The following is a 14,455-nucleotide window of genomic DNA, read 5'->3' on the forward strand; positions in this document are numbered from 1 at the left end:
ACACATGACGAGACGACGCCCCTGGGCGAGCCGCACCGCCGCAACCGCCGTCGCAGCAGCCGCCCTCGTGGCCATCGCCGCCCCTGCCGAGGCCGCGACCAGCACCGGCACGACCACCACCGCCACCACCGCCGCCGCGGACGTGGACTACGACACCTGGCAGAAGGACTGCCAGGCGGTGATGGACCAGGCACTGCCCTACCTGAAGCAGCGCATCGCCCAGTCGAAGCCGGGCGAGAAGCAGGCGATCGTCTTCGACATCGACAACACCACCCTGGAGACCGACTTCGGCTTCAGCTACCCGCAGCCGGCCAACCAGCCGGTCCTGGAGGTCGCCGAGTACGCCCAGGAGCACGGCGTCGACCTGTTCTTCGTCACGGCCCGGCCGGGCATCATCTACGCGCCCACCGAGTACAACCTGGAGAAGGTCGGCTACGAGGTCGACGGCCTCTATGTGCGCGGCTTCCTCGACCTCTTCAAGGACGTCGCCGCCTACAAGACCGCCCAGCGCGTCGACATCGAGTCGAAGGGCTACACCATCATCGCCAACATCGGCAACAACACCACCGACCTGTCGGGTGGCCACGCCGAGAAGACGTACAAGCTGCCGGACTACGACGGTCAGCTGTCCTGACGAAGGGACAAAAAAGAGGGCTGCCCGGGACGCGAGTCCCGGGCAGCCCCTTTCTGTTGTCTTCGGCTCAACCCCCGGAGGGTCAGGCCTCCTTGCTCAGGTTCGGACCCGCTCCGCCGGCCGCCTGCTCGATCGGCGGGACGTCCGGCAGGGCCGACTTCTCCTCACCTCGGAAGGTGAAGGTCTTGGTCTCGCCCTCGCCCTCGGTGTCCACGACCACGATGTGACCGGGGCGCAGCTCGCCGAAGAGGATCTTCTCCGACAGCGAGTCCTCGATCTCGCGCTGGATGGTGCGACGCAGCGGACGCGCACCCAGCACGGGGTCGTAGCCCTTCTTGGACAGCAGCTCCTTGGCGGACTGGGAGAGCTCGATGCCCATGTCCCGGTCCTTCAGGCGCTCGTCCACCTTGCCGATCATCAGGTCGACGATCCGCAGGATGTCGGACTGGGTCAGCTGCGGGAAGACCACCACGTCGTCGACGCGGTTGAGGAACTCGGGCCGGAAGTGCTGCTTGAGCTCGTCCGACACCTTGTTCTTCATGCGCTCGTAGTTGGTCTTCGTGTCACCCGCGGCGGCGAAGCCCAGGTTGAAGCCCTTGGAGATGTCCCGGGTGCCGAGGTTGGTCGTCATGATGATGACCGTGTTCTTGAAGTCCACGACCCGGCCCTGGGAGTCGGTCAGACGACCGTCCTCCAGGATCTGCAGCAGCGAGTTGAAGATGTCCGGGTGGGCCTTCTCGACCTCGTCGAAGAGGACGACGGAGAACGGCTTGCGGCGAACCTTCTCGGTCAGCTGGCCGCCCTCTTCGTAGCCCACGTAACCGGGGGGCGAACCGAAGAGACGCGACACCGTGTGCTTCTCGCTGAACTCCGACATGTCGAGGGAGATCAGCGCGTCCTCGTCACCGAAGAGGAACTCGGCCAGTGCCTTGGAGAGTTCGGTCTTACCGACACCGGACGGGCCGGCGAAGATGAACGAACCACCCGGACGCTTCGGGTCCTTCAGACCCGCACGCGTACGCCGGATCGCCTTCGACAGCGCCTTGACGGCGTCGTCCTGGCCGATGACCCGCTTGTGGAGCTCGTCCTCCATGCGAAGCAGGCGGCTGGACTCCTCCTCGGTCAGCTTGAAGACCGGGATGCCGGTGGCCGTGGCGAGGACCTCGGCGATCAGCTCGCCGTCGACCTCGGCGACGACGTCCATGTCGCCGGCCTTCCACTCCTTCTCCCGCTTGGTCTTGGCGGCCAGGAGCTGCTTCTCCTTGTCGCGCAGGGAGGCGGCCTTCTCGAAGTCCTGCGAGTCGATCGCGGACTCCTTGTCCCGGCGGACGGCGGCGATCTTCTCGTCGAACTCGCGCAGGTCCGGCGGAGCGGTCATCCGGCGGATACGCATCCGGGAACCGGCCTCGTCGATCAGGTCGATCGCCTTGTCCGGCAGGAAGCGGTCCGAGATGTACCGGTCGGCCAGGGTGGCGGCCTGGACCAGCGCCTCGTCGGTGATGGAGACGCGGTGGTGCGCCTCGTACCGGTCGCGCAGGCCCTTGAGGATCTCGATCGTGTGCGGCAGGGACGGCTCGGCAACCTGGATCGGCTGGAAGCGGCGCTCCAGGGCCGCGTCCTTCTCCAGGTGCTTGCGGTACTCGTCCAGCGTGGTCGCACCGATGGTCTGCAGCTCACCGCGGGCCAGCATCGGCTTCAGGATGGAGGCCGCGTCGATGGCGCCCTCGGCGGCACCCGCACCGACCAGCGTGTGCAGCTCGTCGATGAACAGGATGATGTCGCCGCGGGTGCGGATCTCCTTGAGCACCTTCTTCAGGCGCTCCTCGAAGTCACCGCGGTAGCGGGAGCCGGCGACCAGCGCGCCGAGGTCCAGGGTGTAGAGGTGCTTGTCCTTGAGGGTCTCGGGCACCTCGCCCTTGACGATGGCCTGGGCGAGGCCCTCCACGACGGCGGTCTTGCCGACGCCGGGCTCACCGATCAGGACCGGGTTGTTCTTCGTACGGCGGGACAGCACCTGCATGACCCGCTCGATCTCCTTCTCGCGCCCGATGACCGGGTCGAGCTTGGACTCACGAGCGGCCTGGGTGAGGTTCCGGCCGAACTGGTCGAGGACCAGGGACGTCGAGGGGGTGCCCTCGGCAGGCCCACCGGCGGTGGCGGCCTCCTTGCCCTGGTAACCGGAGAGCAGCTGGATCACCTGCTGCCGCACGCGGTTCAGATCTGCGCCCAGCTTGACCAGGACCTGGGCGGCGACGCCCTCGCCCTCACGGATCAGGCCGAGCAGGATGTGCTCCGTGCCGATGTAGTTGTGGCCCAGCTGAAGGGCCTCGCGGAGCGACAGCTCCAGGACCTTCTTGGCACGGGGGGTGAAGGGGATGTGCCCGGACGGGGCCTGCTGGCCCTGGCCGATGATCTCCTCCACCTGCTGGCGGACCGCCTCGAGCGAAATCCCGAGGCTCTCAAGGGCCTTGGCGGCGACACCCTCACCCTCGTGGATCAGGCCCAGGAGGATGTGCTCGGTGCCGATGTAGTTGTGGTTGAGCATCCGGGCTTCTTCCTGAGCCAGGACGACAACCCGCCGCGCGCGGTCGGTGAACCTCTCGAACATCGTTAATCGCTCCTCAGAGCGGTCAGGCAGTAAGGGGAACTTCCCCTCCCTGTCCTTCCGCAGCTTAGTCCCGCAAGCGGGGACCGCTCATTCCAACTGCCGACACCGTCGATGGCCTCCTGACCCCGAACGCCGACATCTGCTCCAACCCGATGGTGCGAGACGATGTTCCCGCAGGCCAGGCAGTTACCCTCACCATCAGTACGCCGATGGCGAACGTGAGACGTCCTTTCCTGCGTGTCGCCCCCTCCCACTAGGGATGTCTTACCCGCTCGGGCTGACAGTCCATGCAGCGCGCGCCCGTTCCCTCAGCTACGGGCGAACAACCTTGCGCCACCCCACGCCCCCACGCGCCCCCACCTTCGGTACTCTGCGCATTCGCTGAAACACTCAGCGTAACTCGCACGCCCTTTTGACGGTTGCGCTGGACATGGTTGGCGCTATGCCCATGGTCCCCCTTCCCCGCCGGTCGCTCGACTCGAGCGACCGGGTGCGGCGGTGGTACGAGAACGAACTGGGCTGGGCGACCGTGCCCGGCGCTCCGGTCCGCCTGTGTGTGGGCCTGCGCTTCGACGTCCTGGACGTACCGGTCGAGGCGGGCTGCGCCGCGCTGCGGCATCTGGATCCCGGCTCCCCGGTGGCCGTGCGGGGCGACCGGATGCGGCTGCTGGTGGCCGCGGGCAGCGCTGAGGAGCTGCCGGGGCTGCTGGACTGGCTGGAGTGGGGCGCCCTGCCCCTGGACCTGACGGCCATCGGCCCGGGCGGCGTCATGGACGCCCCGAGGCCCCCGGGGGGCGGCGCAGCACTCGCGGATCCGTGCTCGGATCCAATGGAGCCGGGTGAGCCCGAGACGGGGCCCACCGGCCCGGCCGGAGGGCGACCGCTTTCCCCGGGCCGCTCAGGCGGCTCTCTTCAGGGGGCCGCCGTGTGGCTGCGGCCCCCCGAGCCGGGATGCGAGGTCGAGGCCTCGCTGCCGACGCTGTCGGCCATGGGGGGCGGTGGGGGCGCCCCCGATCTCGTACGGCTGGTGGACACGGTGGCCACTCACTGCCACCGGATCCGGCTGCGACGCGCGTGCGCTCAGCCGTTCGCCTTCTCGTAGGCCTCGCGAATGGACGCCGGAACACGGCCACGGTCGTTGACCTCGTAACCGTTCTCCTTCGCCCACGCACGGATCGCAGCGGTGTCCTGGCTGCCGCCGACAGCGGCACGTGCCTTTCCACGCCCGCCGGAAGCACGGCCACCGGTACGCCGGCCGCCCTTCACATAGGGGCCGAGAAGGCCGCGAAGCTTGTCCGCATTGGCGGTCGTGAGGTCGATCTCGTACGTCTTGCCGTCCAGCGCGAACGTCACCGTCTCGTCCGCCTCGCCGCCGTCGAGGTCGTCGACAAGAAGGACCTGAACCTTCTGTGCCACCGGATTTCCTTTCATCGATAACGTGAGGGCCGGGGGTCTGCGGCGTCCGCCCGTTTCGCCGCCCCCTGTTATATGCACTACTGCAGTACGTCGGAAAGCAAACCGCTTTTGCCGGAAAAACACAAACCCCCGGCAGAGACCGATCGCAGCTCCCTGCCCGGAAACATGCGCGTTTCGGACATAGGGAACCCGGGCAGCCGGGTCGGGCGGAATACTCCTCGCATACCACCGGCATACCCGCGGCGATCACAGATGCAGAAGCATCCGGCTGTTGCCCAAGGTGTTCGGTTTCACTCGTTCGAGTCCGAGGAACTCGGCGACGCCCTCGTCATAGGAACGGAGCAGCTCGGCGTAGACATCGGTGTCGACCGGCGTCTCACCGATCTCCACGAAGCCGTGCCTGACGAAGAAGTCCACTTCGAAGGTCAGACAGAAAACGCGGCGAACACCCAGCCAGCGTGCGGTCTGGAGCAACTTCTCCAGCAACTGATGGCCGACGCCGGCGCCCTTGAGGCCGGGCTTCACGGCGAGCGTGCGGACTTCCGCAAGGTCTTCCCACATCACGTGCAGTGCACCGCAGCCGACCACCTCGGCGTTGTCGTCACGTTCCGCGACCCAGAACTCCTGGATGTCCTCGTAAAGCGTCACCGTGGCTTTGTCGAGCAGGATGCCGAGGCGGACGTACGCGTCGAGCAGTCGGCGGACGGCCGGGACATCGCTGGTCCGGGCCCGCCGGACGGTGATGGCTTTAGCGGTGACTTCGGGACTCTCTGCGGACATGAGCGGACGCTATCGCCCGCCGTCCTCCGGTGCCGAGCCGGGGTTCTCGACCGCGCTATCGGAGGGGGATTCCGGGGTTTGGGTGCGTTCGACAGGTGGGGGTGCGGGTGTTTCCGGGCCCTGGACGATGCGTACGGCGTCGCTCAGCGCCTGTCGCTGTTCCTCGCTCATCATGCCGAAGAAGGCGACGAGCGCGGCTGCGGGGTTGTCGCTCTGCGACCAGGCCTCGTTCATGAGGGCGGCGGCGTAGGCGGCCCGGGTGGAGACGGCCTCATATCGATAGGCCCGGCCTTCCGACTCGCGGCGTACCCAGCCCTTCTGATGGAGATTGTCCATAACGGTCATCACCGTGGTGTAGGCGATGGACCGCTCCTGCTGAAGATCTTCCAGGACTTCTCGAACGGTCACCGGGCGGTTCCACTTCCACACCCGCGTCATGACCGCGTCTTCGAGTTCTCCCAATGGGCGAGGCACAACTCATCACAATAGTGGGATGTCTGTGCACTTGCGCACCGAACCGGCACGTTCGGTTACTTTTCTCCGCAAACCAGAACAAATTGGGCGGACTTGTGGCGGGGTGGTCGGCGCGTGGGCCGCTGGTCGGCCGGGCGGCCGGGTCGTCGCGCGGCGGCTCAGGCGTCGCTGTGCGTGGAGGACTGGCGGGCACCCTCCGCACGCGCGATGGCAGCGTCGACGACCGCGTCCTCCTTGGCCTTGTTGGTGCCGCCCTGGGTCTTCACGATCACCCTGATCACACCGATGAAGAACACGGCCATGACGAACGGGGGCAGGAGCGCGGAGACGTAGTCCATGGCTCAAGGGTAGACGCGGGGGGTGGGGTGGCTCGGGCGGGGGCCGGTGGGTGGGCGTGTGGCGTGTGGCGTGCAGGCGGGGACAGGGGGTGGCGGGCGGGGCGGGTGCGCGGCAGGAGCGGGGCGGCGCGCGGGGTGCGGCGGGGCGGAGTGTGTGGCAGGAGCAGGCGGTGTTGCGGGCCGGGCCTGGCGGGGTGCGGGGCGGGGCTTGGAGTGGGGCGGTCAGCCGGCGGCGAGCTGGTGCGGGGGGTTCGCGGGGGGCTGGGGCGGTTTGCGGCGGGGGAAGACCTCGCCCGGGGTGGGGATGGGGCGGCGGGACGGTTGGGGGGTGGCGGGCCTCGGCGTCGGCTGGGCGGGCTTTTCCGCGGGGTTCTTCTCGGGCTTCTCCCCGGGCTTCGCTGCGGGGTCCTCGTCCGCGCCCGAGAGGCCCCCAGGGAGGGCCAGGAGGCGTGTGCGGGAGGCGGGGACCATCGGGGCGCGGGCGGCTGCCGGTTCGGCCGTGGCGGGGGTGCTGTGGGCGAGGCGGGCGCGTACGTCCTGTTCGGCGAGCGTCTGGCAGCGGTCCAGCAGGGCGGCGGCCGCGGGGGTGCCGCGTAGCGCGCGGAGCGCGGCGAGGTCGTCGGGGTGGGGGCGGTATCCGGCGCGGAGGGCCTCCTCCAAGAGCGTGACGTAGCCGGCCGCGGCGCCGGGCAGGGCGGCACGGTAGCGGGCCAGGTCGGCCACGAGGAAGGCCCGCAGGCGGGCGACCTCACGCACCGCCTCGTCGAGCGACTCGGCGAGGCGAAGGCAGTCCTGGACGTCCTCGGCCGAGGCCTGGCCGGGGTGGAGGGCGAGGGCGAGAGCGCGGCGGAGCACACGCAGCTCCTCCACACCGAACGCCATGCCGCCGCGGGATCCGTAAGGCGTGGGCATGGACCGACGGTACGCGCTAATCAGACAAACCAGGCAAAAGGGGTGGCATGGCGCGCGGGTGTGCCACCCGGGTGGGGGCGCGCCGACCCCCGTCAGTCCGCGGGCAGTCGTGCCGCCCGGGCGCGGGCGGCGACCCGGCAGCGCCGGGCTGCGCGACCCACCCCCCGGCCCAGCGCAACGCCGCTCACATGCGGGACACGTTGCGCTCGTACACCAACCGCAGCCCGATCAACGTCAGCCACGGCTCGTGTTCGTCGATGACCGAGGACTCACCCAGGACCATCGGCGCCAGCCCCCCCGTCGCGATCACCGTCACGTCGTCGGGGTCGCCCGCGAGCTCGCGCGCCATGCGGTTCACCACGCCGTCGACCTGGCCGGCGAAGCCGTAGACGATGCCCGCCTGCATGGCCTCGACCGTGTTCTTGCCGATCACGCTGCGCGGCCGGGCGACCTCGATCTTGCGGAGCTGTGCGCCCTTGACGCCGAGCGCCTCGACGGAGATCTCGATGCCGGGGGCGATGACACCGCCGACGTACTCCCCGCGCGCGCTGACCGCGTCGAACGTCGTCGCCGTACCGAAGTCGACGACGATGGCCGGGCCTCCGTAGAGCTCGACCGCGGCTACGGCGTTGATGATGCGGTCGGCGCCCACCTCCTTGGGGTTGTCCGTGAGGATCGGGACGCCCGTCTTGACGCCTGGTTCGACCAGGACCGCGGGTACGTCGCCGTAGTAGCGGCGGGTCACCTCGCGCAGCTCGTGCAGGACGGACGGAACCGTCGCGCAGATCGCGATGCCGTCGATGCCGTCGCCCAGTTCGTCCCCGAGGAGGGGGTGCATGCCCATCAGGCCCTGGAGCAGGACCGCCAGCTCGTCGGCCGTGCGGCGCGCGTCCGTGGAGATGCGCCAGTGCTCGACGATGTCGTCCCCGTCGAACAGGCCCAGGACCGTGTGCGTGTTGCCTACGTCGATCGTCAGCAGCATGGCCGGTTCCCGCTCCCTACTCCGCCGCTCGCAGATCCAGGCCGATGTCCAGGATCGGGGAGGAGTGCGTCAGGGCTCCTACGGCCAGGTAGTCGACGCCGGTGTCGGCGTACGCCCTGGCGTTGTCCAAGGTCAGCCGGCCGGATGCCTCCAGGGCCGCGCGGCCGTGTACGAGGGCCACCGCCTCCTCGCACTCGCCCGGGGTGAAGTTGTCCAGCAGGATCAGGTCGGCGCCCGCGTCGACCACCTCGCGCAGCTGGTGCAGGGTGTCGACCTCGACCTCGATCGGTACGTCCGGGAAGGCCTCCCGTACGGCCTTGAAGGCCGCCGCCACGCCGCCCGCGGCGACCACGTGGTTGTCCTTGACCAGGGCCGCGTCCGAGAGCGACATGCGGTGGTTCACGCCGCCGCCGCAACGGACCGCGAACTTTTCGAGTGAGCGCAGACCGGGGGTCGTCTTGCGGGTGTCCCGGACCTTCGCCTTGGTGCCCTGAAGAACGTCCGCCCACGCGCGCGTGGCCGTCGCGATGCCCGAGAGGCGGCACAGGAGGTTGAGCGCGCTGCGTTCGGCGGTGAGCAGGTCGCGGGTGCGGGTGGTGATCGACAGGAGCTTCTGGCCCGCCACCACGCGGTCGCCGTCCTCGACGTGGCGTTCGACCTCGAACTCGTCCTCGCAGACGATCGACACGACCGCCTCGGCGACCCGCAGGCCCGCCACCACGCCCGCCTCGCGCGCGACGAAGTCGGCGGTGGCCACCGCGTCCTCGGGGATCGTCGCGACCGTCGTCACGTCCACGCCGCCCGCGAGGTCCTCCTGGATGGCGACGTTGGCGATGTCCTCGACCTCCACGGGGTCGAGTCCGGCGTCGGCCAGGAGCTGGGCGAGGGCGGGGTCCAGGCCGCACTCCAGGTATGCCTCGTCGTCGGTGTCCGCGCCGCAGGCACAGCCGTCGCCGCAGCCGTCGGACGGGGCGAGGGGAAGGTCGGGGGTGCTCACTGCTGTCACTGCTCCTGGGGACGGTGCGCCGGATGGTGCGGCCGGGTCGGGGGGAAGTCTGCGGTATCGGTGGTGTGTACGGCGAGTGTGCGGTCCGGATTCAGCCGTACGACGATGTGGCGGCGCCATGCCGTGTCGTCGCGCTCGGCGTGGTCCTCGCGCCAGTGGCAGCCGCGGGTCTCCTCGCGCAGCCGGGCGGCGGCGACCAGGACGCGGGCCACACACAGGAGGTTGGTGGACTCCCAGGTGTCGACGCCGGGCTCGGCCGTCTTGCCGTTCTCCTCGAGGGCGTCGCGGGCCTCGGCGTGCAGGTGCTGGAGCTGTTCGGCGGCCTTGGTGAGGGAGTCGGCGGAGCGCAGGACGCCCGCGCCCTCGGTCATGATCCGCTGAATAGTGAAGCGGTCCTCGGGCGCGAGCAGGGGGTGGGCCGGCTTCTCCGGCTGCGGGACGGGGACGGGCACGCGCGCGTGGAGGCCGTTGTGCCGGTGGGTCACCGCGATGTCGTGGACGATGCGCTCGGCATAGACCAGGCCTTCGAGGAGGCTGTTCGAGGCGAGGCGGTTCGCGCCGTGCACGCCTGTGCAGGCGACCTCGCCGCACGCGTACAGGCCGGGGACGGTCGTACGGCCGTGGGAGTCGGTGCGTACGCCCCCGGAGGCGTAGTGGGCGGCCGGGGCGATCGGGATCGGCTCGTGGACCGGGTCGATGCCGTGGGCGCGGCAGGCGGCGAGGATCGTGGGGAAGCGGTGCTCCCACATGTCGGCGCCGAAGTGCCGGGCGTCGAGGAACATGTGCTCGGCGTCCTGCTCCTGCATGCGGCGCATGATGGCCTTGGCGACGATGTCCCGGGGGGCCAGTTCCGCGAGTTCGTGCCGGCCGGCCATGAAGCGCACGCCGTCGGCGTCCACCAGGTGGGCGCCCTCGCCGCGTACCGCCTCGGAGACCAGCGGCTGCTGGCCCTCGGCGTCCGGGCCGAGGAACAGCACGGTGGGGTGGAACTGGACGAACTCGAGGTCGGAGACCTCCGCGCCCGCGCGCAGTGCCAGGGCCACGCCGTCGCCCGTCGAGACGGACGGGTTGGTGGTGGCCGAGAAGACCTGGCCCATGCCTCCGGTCGCGAGGATCACCGCGGGGGCGTGCACCGCGCCCACGCCGTCGTGCTGGCCCTCGCCCATGACGTGCAGGGTGACGCCGGCCGTGCGGCCGTCGGCGTCCGTGAGGAGGTCGAGGACCAGGGCGTTCTCAATCGTGCGCAGGCCACGCGCGCGTACCGCCTCGACGAGGGCACGGGAGATCTCCGCGCCGGTCGCGTCGCCGCCGGCGTGTGCGATGCGGCGGCGATGGTGGCCGCCCTCCCGCGTGAGCTCCAGCTCGCCTTCGGTGGACTCGTCGAAGTGCGCGCCGGTCTCGATGAGGCGGCGGACGGCGTCGGGGCCCTCGGTGACGAGGATCCGAACCGCCCCCACGTCGCACAGGCCCGCGCCCGCCACCAGGGTGTCGTCCAGGTGCTGGTCGGGGCTGTCGCCCTCGCCGAGGGCCGCGGCGATGCCGCCCTGGGCCCAGCGGGTGGAGCCGTCGTCGAGGCGGGCCTTGGTGACGACGACCGTCGTCATGCCGGCCGCCTCGCAGCGCAGGGCGGCGGTGAGGCCGGCGACGCCGGAGCCGACGACCACGACGTCCGCGGAGATGGACCAGCCCGGGGCGGGGGCGTGCAGTCGTATGCCTGTGCTCGTCACGAGGCGGCTCCGAAGGTGAGGGGGATGTTGTCGATCAGCCGGGTCCTGCCGACCTTGGCGGCCACCGCGAGAACGGCCTCGCCGGTGAAGTCGTCCCCGATCTCGGTGAAGTCGGACGGGTCGACCAGGGCCAGGTAGTCCAGGACGAGCGGCGGGTCGAGGCGGGCGGCCTCGTCGAGGACCAGGCGGGCCGCGGCGCGCACGGCGGACGGGCCGCCGGGGACCGCCTTGGCGACGGCGTGCGCGTCGGCCGCCGCGCGGGACTCGCCTATGGCGCTGAGGGCCTCGGCACGCGCGCGCGTGGAGGGCACTTCCCGCGCCCGCGCGCGCAGCGCCTCCTGCGCCGCGTGCCGGTCCCGGCCCGCGAACAGGGCGCGGGACAGCGCGAGCGCCGTGCGCCGTTCCTGGGGCGAGAGGTAGCGGTTGCGGCTGGACAGGGCCAGGCCGTCGTCCTCCCGCACGGTCGGTACGCCGACGATCTCGACACCGAAGTTCAGGTCCCGCACCATGCGGCGGATCAGGGCGAGCTGCTGGGCGTCCTTCTGCCCGAAGAAGGCGGCGTCGGGGCGGGTGAGGTGGAGCAGTTTGGCGACGACGGTGAGCATGCCGTCGAAGTGGCCGGGGCGGGAGGCACCCTCCAGGCGCTCCCCCATGGGGCCCGCGCTGATCCGGACCTGGGGCTCGCCGCCGGGGTACACCTCTTCGACGGCGGGGGCGAACACGACGTCCGCGCCCGCCTGCTCGGCGACCTTGAGGTCGGCCTCCAGGGTGCGCGGATAGCGGTCGAGGTCCTCGCCCTTGCCGAACTGCAGGGGGTTGACGAAGACGGTGACGACGACGAAGCCGTCCCGCCCGACGTGCTCGCGTGCCGTGCGGACGAGGGTGGCGTGGCCGTCGTGCAGGGCACCCATCGTCATCACCACGGCGGTGCGGCCGGGCACGGCGAAGTGTTCGCGGACGTACGTCAGGTCGTCCACCGTGGGGACGAGCTCGAAGCTCCGGCGGCTCATCGATCTCCCCCGTTCTCGGGCAGGTTCGTGTCCGCGGCGAGTACCCCGAGCAGGTCCTCGGCGAGTTCCGGCTTCAGCAGCCCGTGGGCGAGCGCCCGGTCGGCGGTCGCGCGCGCCATCGCCAGATAGCCGGCGACGGCCTGCGGGGCGTGCCGGCGCAGCTGCGTGACGTGCGCCGCGACCGTGCCGGCGTCCCCGCGCGCGACGGGGCCGGTCAGCGCGGCGTCGCCGGAGCGCAGCGTGTTGTCGAGGGCGGCGCCGAGCAGCGGGCCGAGCATCCGGTCGGGGGCGTCGACGCCGGCCGTGCGCAGCAGCTCCATGGACTGGGCGACCAGCGTCACCAGGTGGTTGGCGCCCAGCGCGAGCGCCGCGTGGTACAGCGGCCGGTTCTCCTCGGCGATCCACTCGGGCTCGCCGCCCATCTCGATGACGAGCGCCTCGGCCGCGAGCCGCAGCTCGTCGGGGGCGGTGACGCCGAAGGAGCACCCTGCGAGGCGCTGGACGTCCACCGGGGTCCCGGTGAACGTCATCGCGGGGTGCAGGGCCAGCGGCAGCGCTCCGGCCCGCAGGGCGGGCTCCAGGACGTTCGCGCCGTACCGCCCGGAGGTGTGCACGAGCAGCTGTCCCGGCCGTACGGCGCCGGTGGTGGCGAGACCCTCCACGAGGCCGGGCAGGGCGTCGTCCGGGACGGTCAGCAGCACCAGCTCGGCGCGCTGGAGCACCTCGGCGGGCGCGACGACGGGCACGTCGGGCAGCAGCAGCGCGGCCCGCCTTCTGGAGGCGTCGGAGACCCCGGAGACGGCCACCGGGCGGTGCCCGGCGAGCTGGAGTGACGCAGCGAGCGCGGGGCCCACGCGACCGGCGCCGACGACGCCGACGGTGAGCCGCGCGGGGCGGTCCTTGGGGTCTGGCTGTTGGCTTGTACTCACGCGACGGCGGCCTTCCCGTTCCAGTCCGCTCGGGGTACCGGACGATTTCTCGTCATGTTAACGCGATTGGTTCGAGGGGCGTTCGGTTGTCCACAGGCTGTGGGCCGCGACTCGGCAAGGCTGGGTCCGAAATCGGTGCGGCCGGGTCCGAAAAGCGGGTGCCCGGCCGAATCGTCGCGCGGCATGATCCGTGGCATGACGGATACGGCGGAGCAGGGCGCGCAGGAACCGGTGTCGGTCGAGGAACAGCGCAAGCGACGCTATGAGCGGCGCAAAGTCGCGCACCGGGGCGCGCAGCGCGTCCTCGCGCGCACCAGCGTGCTCGGCACACTCCGGGAGCGCCTTGCACTCCTGGAGAGAGCCGAGGACCTGTACGACCTCGACGAGACCGTGGACATGTACGGCAACGGCATCGTGGAAGCCCTCGAGGGGAAGGTCGCCGGACTGCTCGGCACGGAGGGGGCCGCGTTCTTTCCGACGGGCACGATGGCCCAGCAGGTGGCCCTGCGCTGCTGGGCCGGCCGCACCGGCAACCCGAGCGTCGCCCTGCACCCGCTCGCCCACCCCGAAGTGCATGAGCGCCATGCGTTGACGCAGGTCAGTGGCCTGCGCCCGGTCCGCCTGAGCAGTGCGCCCCGGCTGCCCACCGCAGCCGAGATCCGCGACCTCGACGAGCCCTTCGGGACGCTGATGCTGGAACTCCCGCTCCGGGACGCCGGTTTCGTGCTGCCCTCCTGGGAGGACCTCACCGAGGTGGTGGAGGCCGCGCGCGAGCGCGATGCGGTGGTGCACTTCGACGGCGCGCGCCTGTGGGAGACGACCGTCCACTTCGGCCGCTCACTGGACGAGATCGCGGGCCTGGCGGACAGCGTGTACGTCTCGTTCTACAAATCACTCGACGGCTTCGGCGGCGCGGCCCTCGCCGGCCCGAAGTCCCTGATGGAGGAGGCGAAGGCCTGGCGGCACCGGTACGGCGGGCAGGTTTTCCAGCAGTTCCCGACCGTGCTGTCGGCGCTCGCCGGGCTGGATCGTGAGCTTCCCCGGCTGCCCGACTACGTGCGGCACGCGCGCGTGGTGGCCGCCGCGCTGCGCGAGGGCTTCGCGGCGGCTGGGGTGCCCTGGGTGCGCGTCCACCCCGAGGAACCGCACACCAACGAGTTCCAGGTCTGGCTCCCGTACGACGTCGATGTCGTCGCCGAGGCCGCGGTCCGGCACGCCGAGGAGACGAAGACCCTGCTCTTCGCCCGCCCCTGGGACGCCTCAGGCCCAGGCCTCGCCGTGACGGAGATCGAAGTCCGGGCCGCGGGCCTGGAGTGGACGACGGACGATGTGAAAGCCGCGGTCGCGGACTTCGCCTCCCGGCTGCCGCAGGGGGCCAGCCCGTAGCCCGCCGACCCACACGCGACCACCGGCCCAGCGCCCGTCGTAGCCGTCCGTGGGCCGGACGCTCGGCGATCATCGCGCGGAACTGCCGGTGGTCGCGCCACCCCCGCACGACCTGCCAGTCGTGGGCGCCGGGCGCGGGCGGGCCTGGCCGGCCGAGCTGCTGGGCGCGGTAGGTGTCGAGGAGGTACTGCTGTGTGATGCCCATGGCGGTTCGCCTTCTCGGGACGTGGAGAAACGGTGGATCGGGCTCCGC

At 70.9% G+C, this 14,455-nt stretch carries 14 protein-coding genes; 3 read left to right on the forward strand and 11 right to left on the reverse strand.

Annotated elements, in window-relative coordinates:
• Positions 1 to 4 precede the first annotated feature (4 nt).
• On the forward strand, positions 5 to 634 hold the full coding sequence (locus ACKTSN_RS20740; RefSeq protein WP_409470479.1) for an HAD family acid phosphatase: 630 nt from the start codon (positions 5 to 7) through the stop codon (positions 632 to 634).
• Positions 635 to 716: 82 nt separating this feature from the next.
• On the opposite strand, the gene ACKTSN_RS20745 is transcribed toward ACKTSN_RS20740, so the two are convergent.
• Entirely contained in the window at positions 717 to 3,242 is a 2,526-nt protein-coding gene (locus ACKTSN_RS20745) for an ATP-dependent Clp protease ATP-binding subunit (protein ID WP_129799478.1), read from the reverse strand.
• 430 nt (positions 3,243 to 3,672) lie between these two features.
• On the opposite strand from ACKTSN_RS20745, the gene ACKTSN_RS20750 reads away from it, so the two are divergent.
• A complete protein-coding gene (locus tag ACKTSN_RS20750; RefSeq protein WP_409470480.1) occupies positions 3,673 to 4,344 on the forward strand; it encodes an SCO3374 family protein in 672 nt (223 codons plus the stop codon).
• Here ACKTSN_RS20750 and ACKTSN_RS20755 read toward each other — a convergent pair.
• From ACKTSN_RS20755 to ACKTSN_RS20800, 10 genes are all read right to left on the reverse strand, one after another.
• Positions 4,323 to 4,658: a histone-like nucleoid-structuring protein Lsr2 gene (locus tag ACKTSN_RS20755; RefSeq protein ID WP_409470481.1), complete on the reverse strand. Its 336-nt coding sequence runs from the start codon at positions 4,656 to 4,658 to the stop codon at positions 4,323 to 4,325. The two genes, ACKTSN_RS20750 and ACKTSN_RS20755, sit on opposite strands and share 22 nt — an antisense overlap.
• A gap of 246 nt (positions 4,659 to 4,904) precedes the next feature.
• Positions 4,905 to 5,438, reverse strand: coding sequence for an amino-acid N-acetyltransferase (locus ACKTSN_RS20760; RefSeq protein ID WP_409470482.1), 534 nt, complete (start codon positions 5,436 to 5,438; stop codon positions 4,905 to 4,907).
• A 9-nt stretch (positions 5,439 to 5,447) separates the two neighbouring features.
• Positions 5,448 to 5,876 (reverse strand): BlaI/MecI/CopY family transcriptional regulator, encoded by a 429-nt coding sequence (locus ACKTSN_RS20765; protein WP_409470483.1) that lies wholly within the window; start codon positions 5,874 to 5,876, stop codon positions 5,448 to 5,450.
• A gap of 194 nt (positions 5,877 to 6,070) precedes the next feature.
• A complete protein-coding gene (locus ACKTSN_RS20770; protein WP_409470484.1) occupies positions 6,071 to 6,250 on the reverse strand; it encodes a hypothetical protein in 180 nt (59 codons plus the stop codon).
• 222 nt (positions 6,251 to 6,472) lie between these two features.
• Positions 6,473 to 7,132, reverse strand: a complete 660-nt coding sequence (locus ACKTSN_RS20775; RefSeq protein ID WP_409474880.1) for a hypothetical protein — start codon at positions 7,130 to 7,132, stop codon at positions 6,473 to 6,475.
• 214 nt (positions 7,133 to 7,346) lie between these two features.
• Positions 7,347 to 8,144: a type III pantothenate kinase gene (locus ACKTSN_RS20780; RefSeq protein WP_409470485.1), complete on the reverse strand. Its 798-nt coding sequence runs from the start codon at positions 8,142 to 8,144 to the stop codon at positions 7,347 to 7,349.
• 16 nt (positions 8,145 to 8,160) lie between these two features.
• Positions 8,161 to 9,141: a carboxylating nicotinate-nucleotide diphosphorylase gene (gene nadC, locus ACKTSN_RS20785; RefSeq protein ID WP_409470486.1), complete on the reverse strand. Its 981-nt coding sequence runs from the start codon at positions 9,139 to 9,141 to the stop codon at positions 8,161 to 8,163.
• 5 nt (positions 9,142 to 9,146) lie between these two features.
• A complete protein-coding gene (locus tag ACKTSN_RS20790) occupies positions 9,147 to 10,877 on the reverse strand; it encodes an L-aspartate oxidase (RefSeq protein ID WP_409470487.1) in 1,731 nt (576 codons plus the stop codon).
• Positions 10,874 to 11,887 carry a pantoate--beta-alanine ligase gene (panC, locus tag ACKTSN_RS20795; RefSeq protein ID WP_409470488.1) on the reverse strand — a complete coding sequence of 338 codons (1,014 nt, stop codon included), beginning with the start codon at positions 11,885 to 11,887 and terminating at the stop codon, positions 10,874 to 10,876. Before panC ends, ACKTSN_RS20790 begins: the two co-directional genes overlap by 4 nt.
• Entirely contained in the window at positions 11,884 to 12,816 is a 933-nt protein-coding gene (locus tag ACKTSN_RS20800) for a Rossmann-like and DUF2520 domain-containing protein (protein WP_409470489.1), read from the reverse strand. The genes panC and ACKTSN_RS20800 overlap by 4 nt, the downstream gene beginning before the upstream one ends.
• 195 nt (positions 12,817 to 13,011) lie before the next feature.
• Here ACKTSN_RS20800 and ACKTSN_RS20805 point away from each other — a divergent pair, with 195 nt between their 5' ends.
• Complete coding sequence (locus tag ACKTSN_RS20805; RefSeq protein WP_409470490.1) at positions 13,012 to 14,202, forward strand: threonine aldolase family protein; 1,191 nt, start codon at positions 13,012 to 13,014, stop codon at positions 14,200 to 14,202.
• Positions 14,203 to 14,455: the final 253 nt, after the last annotated feature.

The organism is Streptomyces flavusporus (assembly GCF_046267975.1).
GTDB classification, from domain to species: Bacteria; Actinomycetota; Actinomycetes; order Streptomycetales; family Streptomycetaceae; genus Streptomyces; species Streptomyces flavusporus.

Coding starts and splice junctions, on each gene's coding strand:
- ACKTSN_RS20740 (WP_409470479.1), top strand. CDS start 5: ATGACGAGACGACGCCCCTGGGCGAGCCGCACCGCCGCAACCGCCGTC.
- ACKTSN_RS20745 (WP_129799478.1), bottom strand. CDS start 3,242: ATGTTCGAGAGGTTCACCGACCGCGCGCGGCGGGTTGTCGTCCTGGCT.
- ACKTSN_RS20750 (WP_409470480.1), top strand. CDS start 3,673: ATGGTTGGCGCTATGCCCATGGTCCCCCTTCCCCGCCGGTCGCTCGAC.
- ACKTSN_RS20760 (WP_409470482.1), bottom strand. CDS start 5,438: ATGTCCGCAGAGAGTCCCGAAGTCACCGCTAAAGCCATCACCGTCCGG.
- ACKTSN_RS20765 (WP_409470483.1), bottom strand. CDS start 5,876: ATGACGCGGGTGTGGAAGTGGAACCGCCCGGTGACCGTTCGAGAAGTC.
- ACKTSN_RS20770 (WP_409470484.1), bottom strand. CDS start 6,250: ATGGACTACGTCTCCGCGCTCCTGCCCCCGTTCGTCATGGCCGTGTTC.
- ACKTSN_RS20775 (WP_409474880.1), bottom strand. CDS start 7,132: ATGGCGTTCGGTGTGGAGGAGCTGCGTGTGCTCCGCCGCGCTCTCGCC.
- ACKTSN_RS20780 (WP_409470485.1), bottom strand. CDS start 8,144: ATGCTGCTGACGATCGACGTAGGCAACACGCACACGGTCCTGGGCCTG.
- panC (WP_409470488.1), bottom strand. CDS start 11,887: ATGAGCCGCCGGAGCTTCGAGCTCGTCCCCACGGTGGACGACCTGACG.
- ACKTSN_RS20805 (WP_409470490.1), top strand. CDS start 13,012: ATGACGGATACGGCGGAGCAGGGCGCGCAGGAACCGGTGTCGGTCGAG.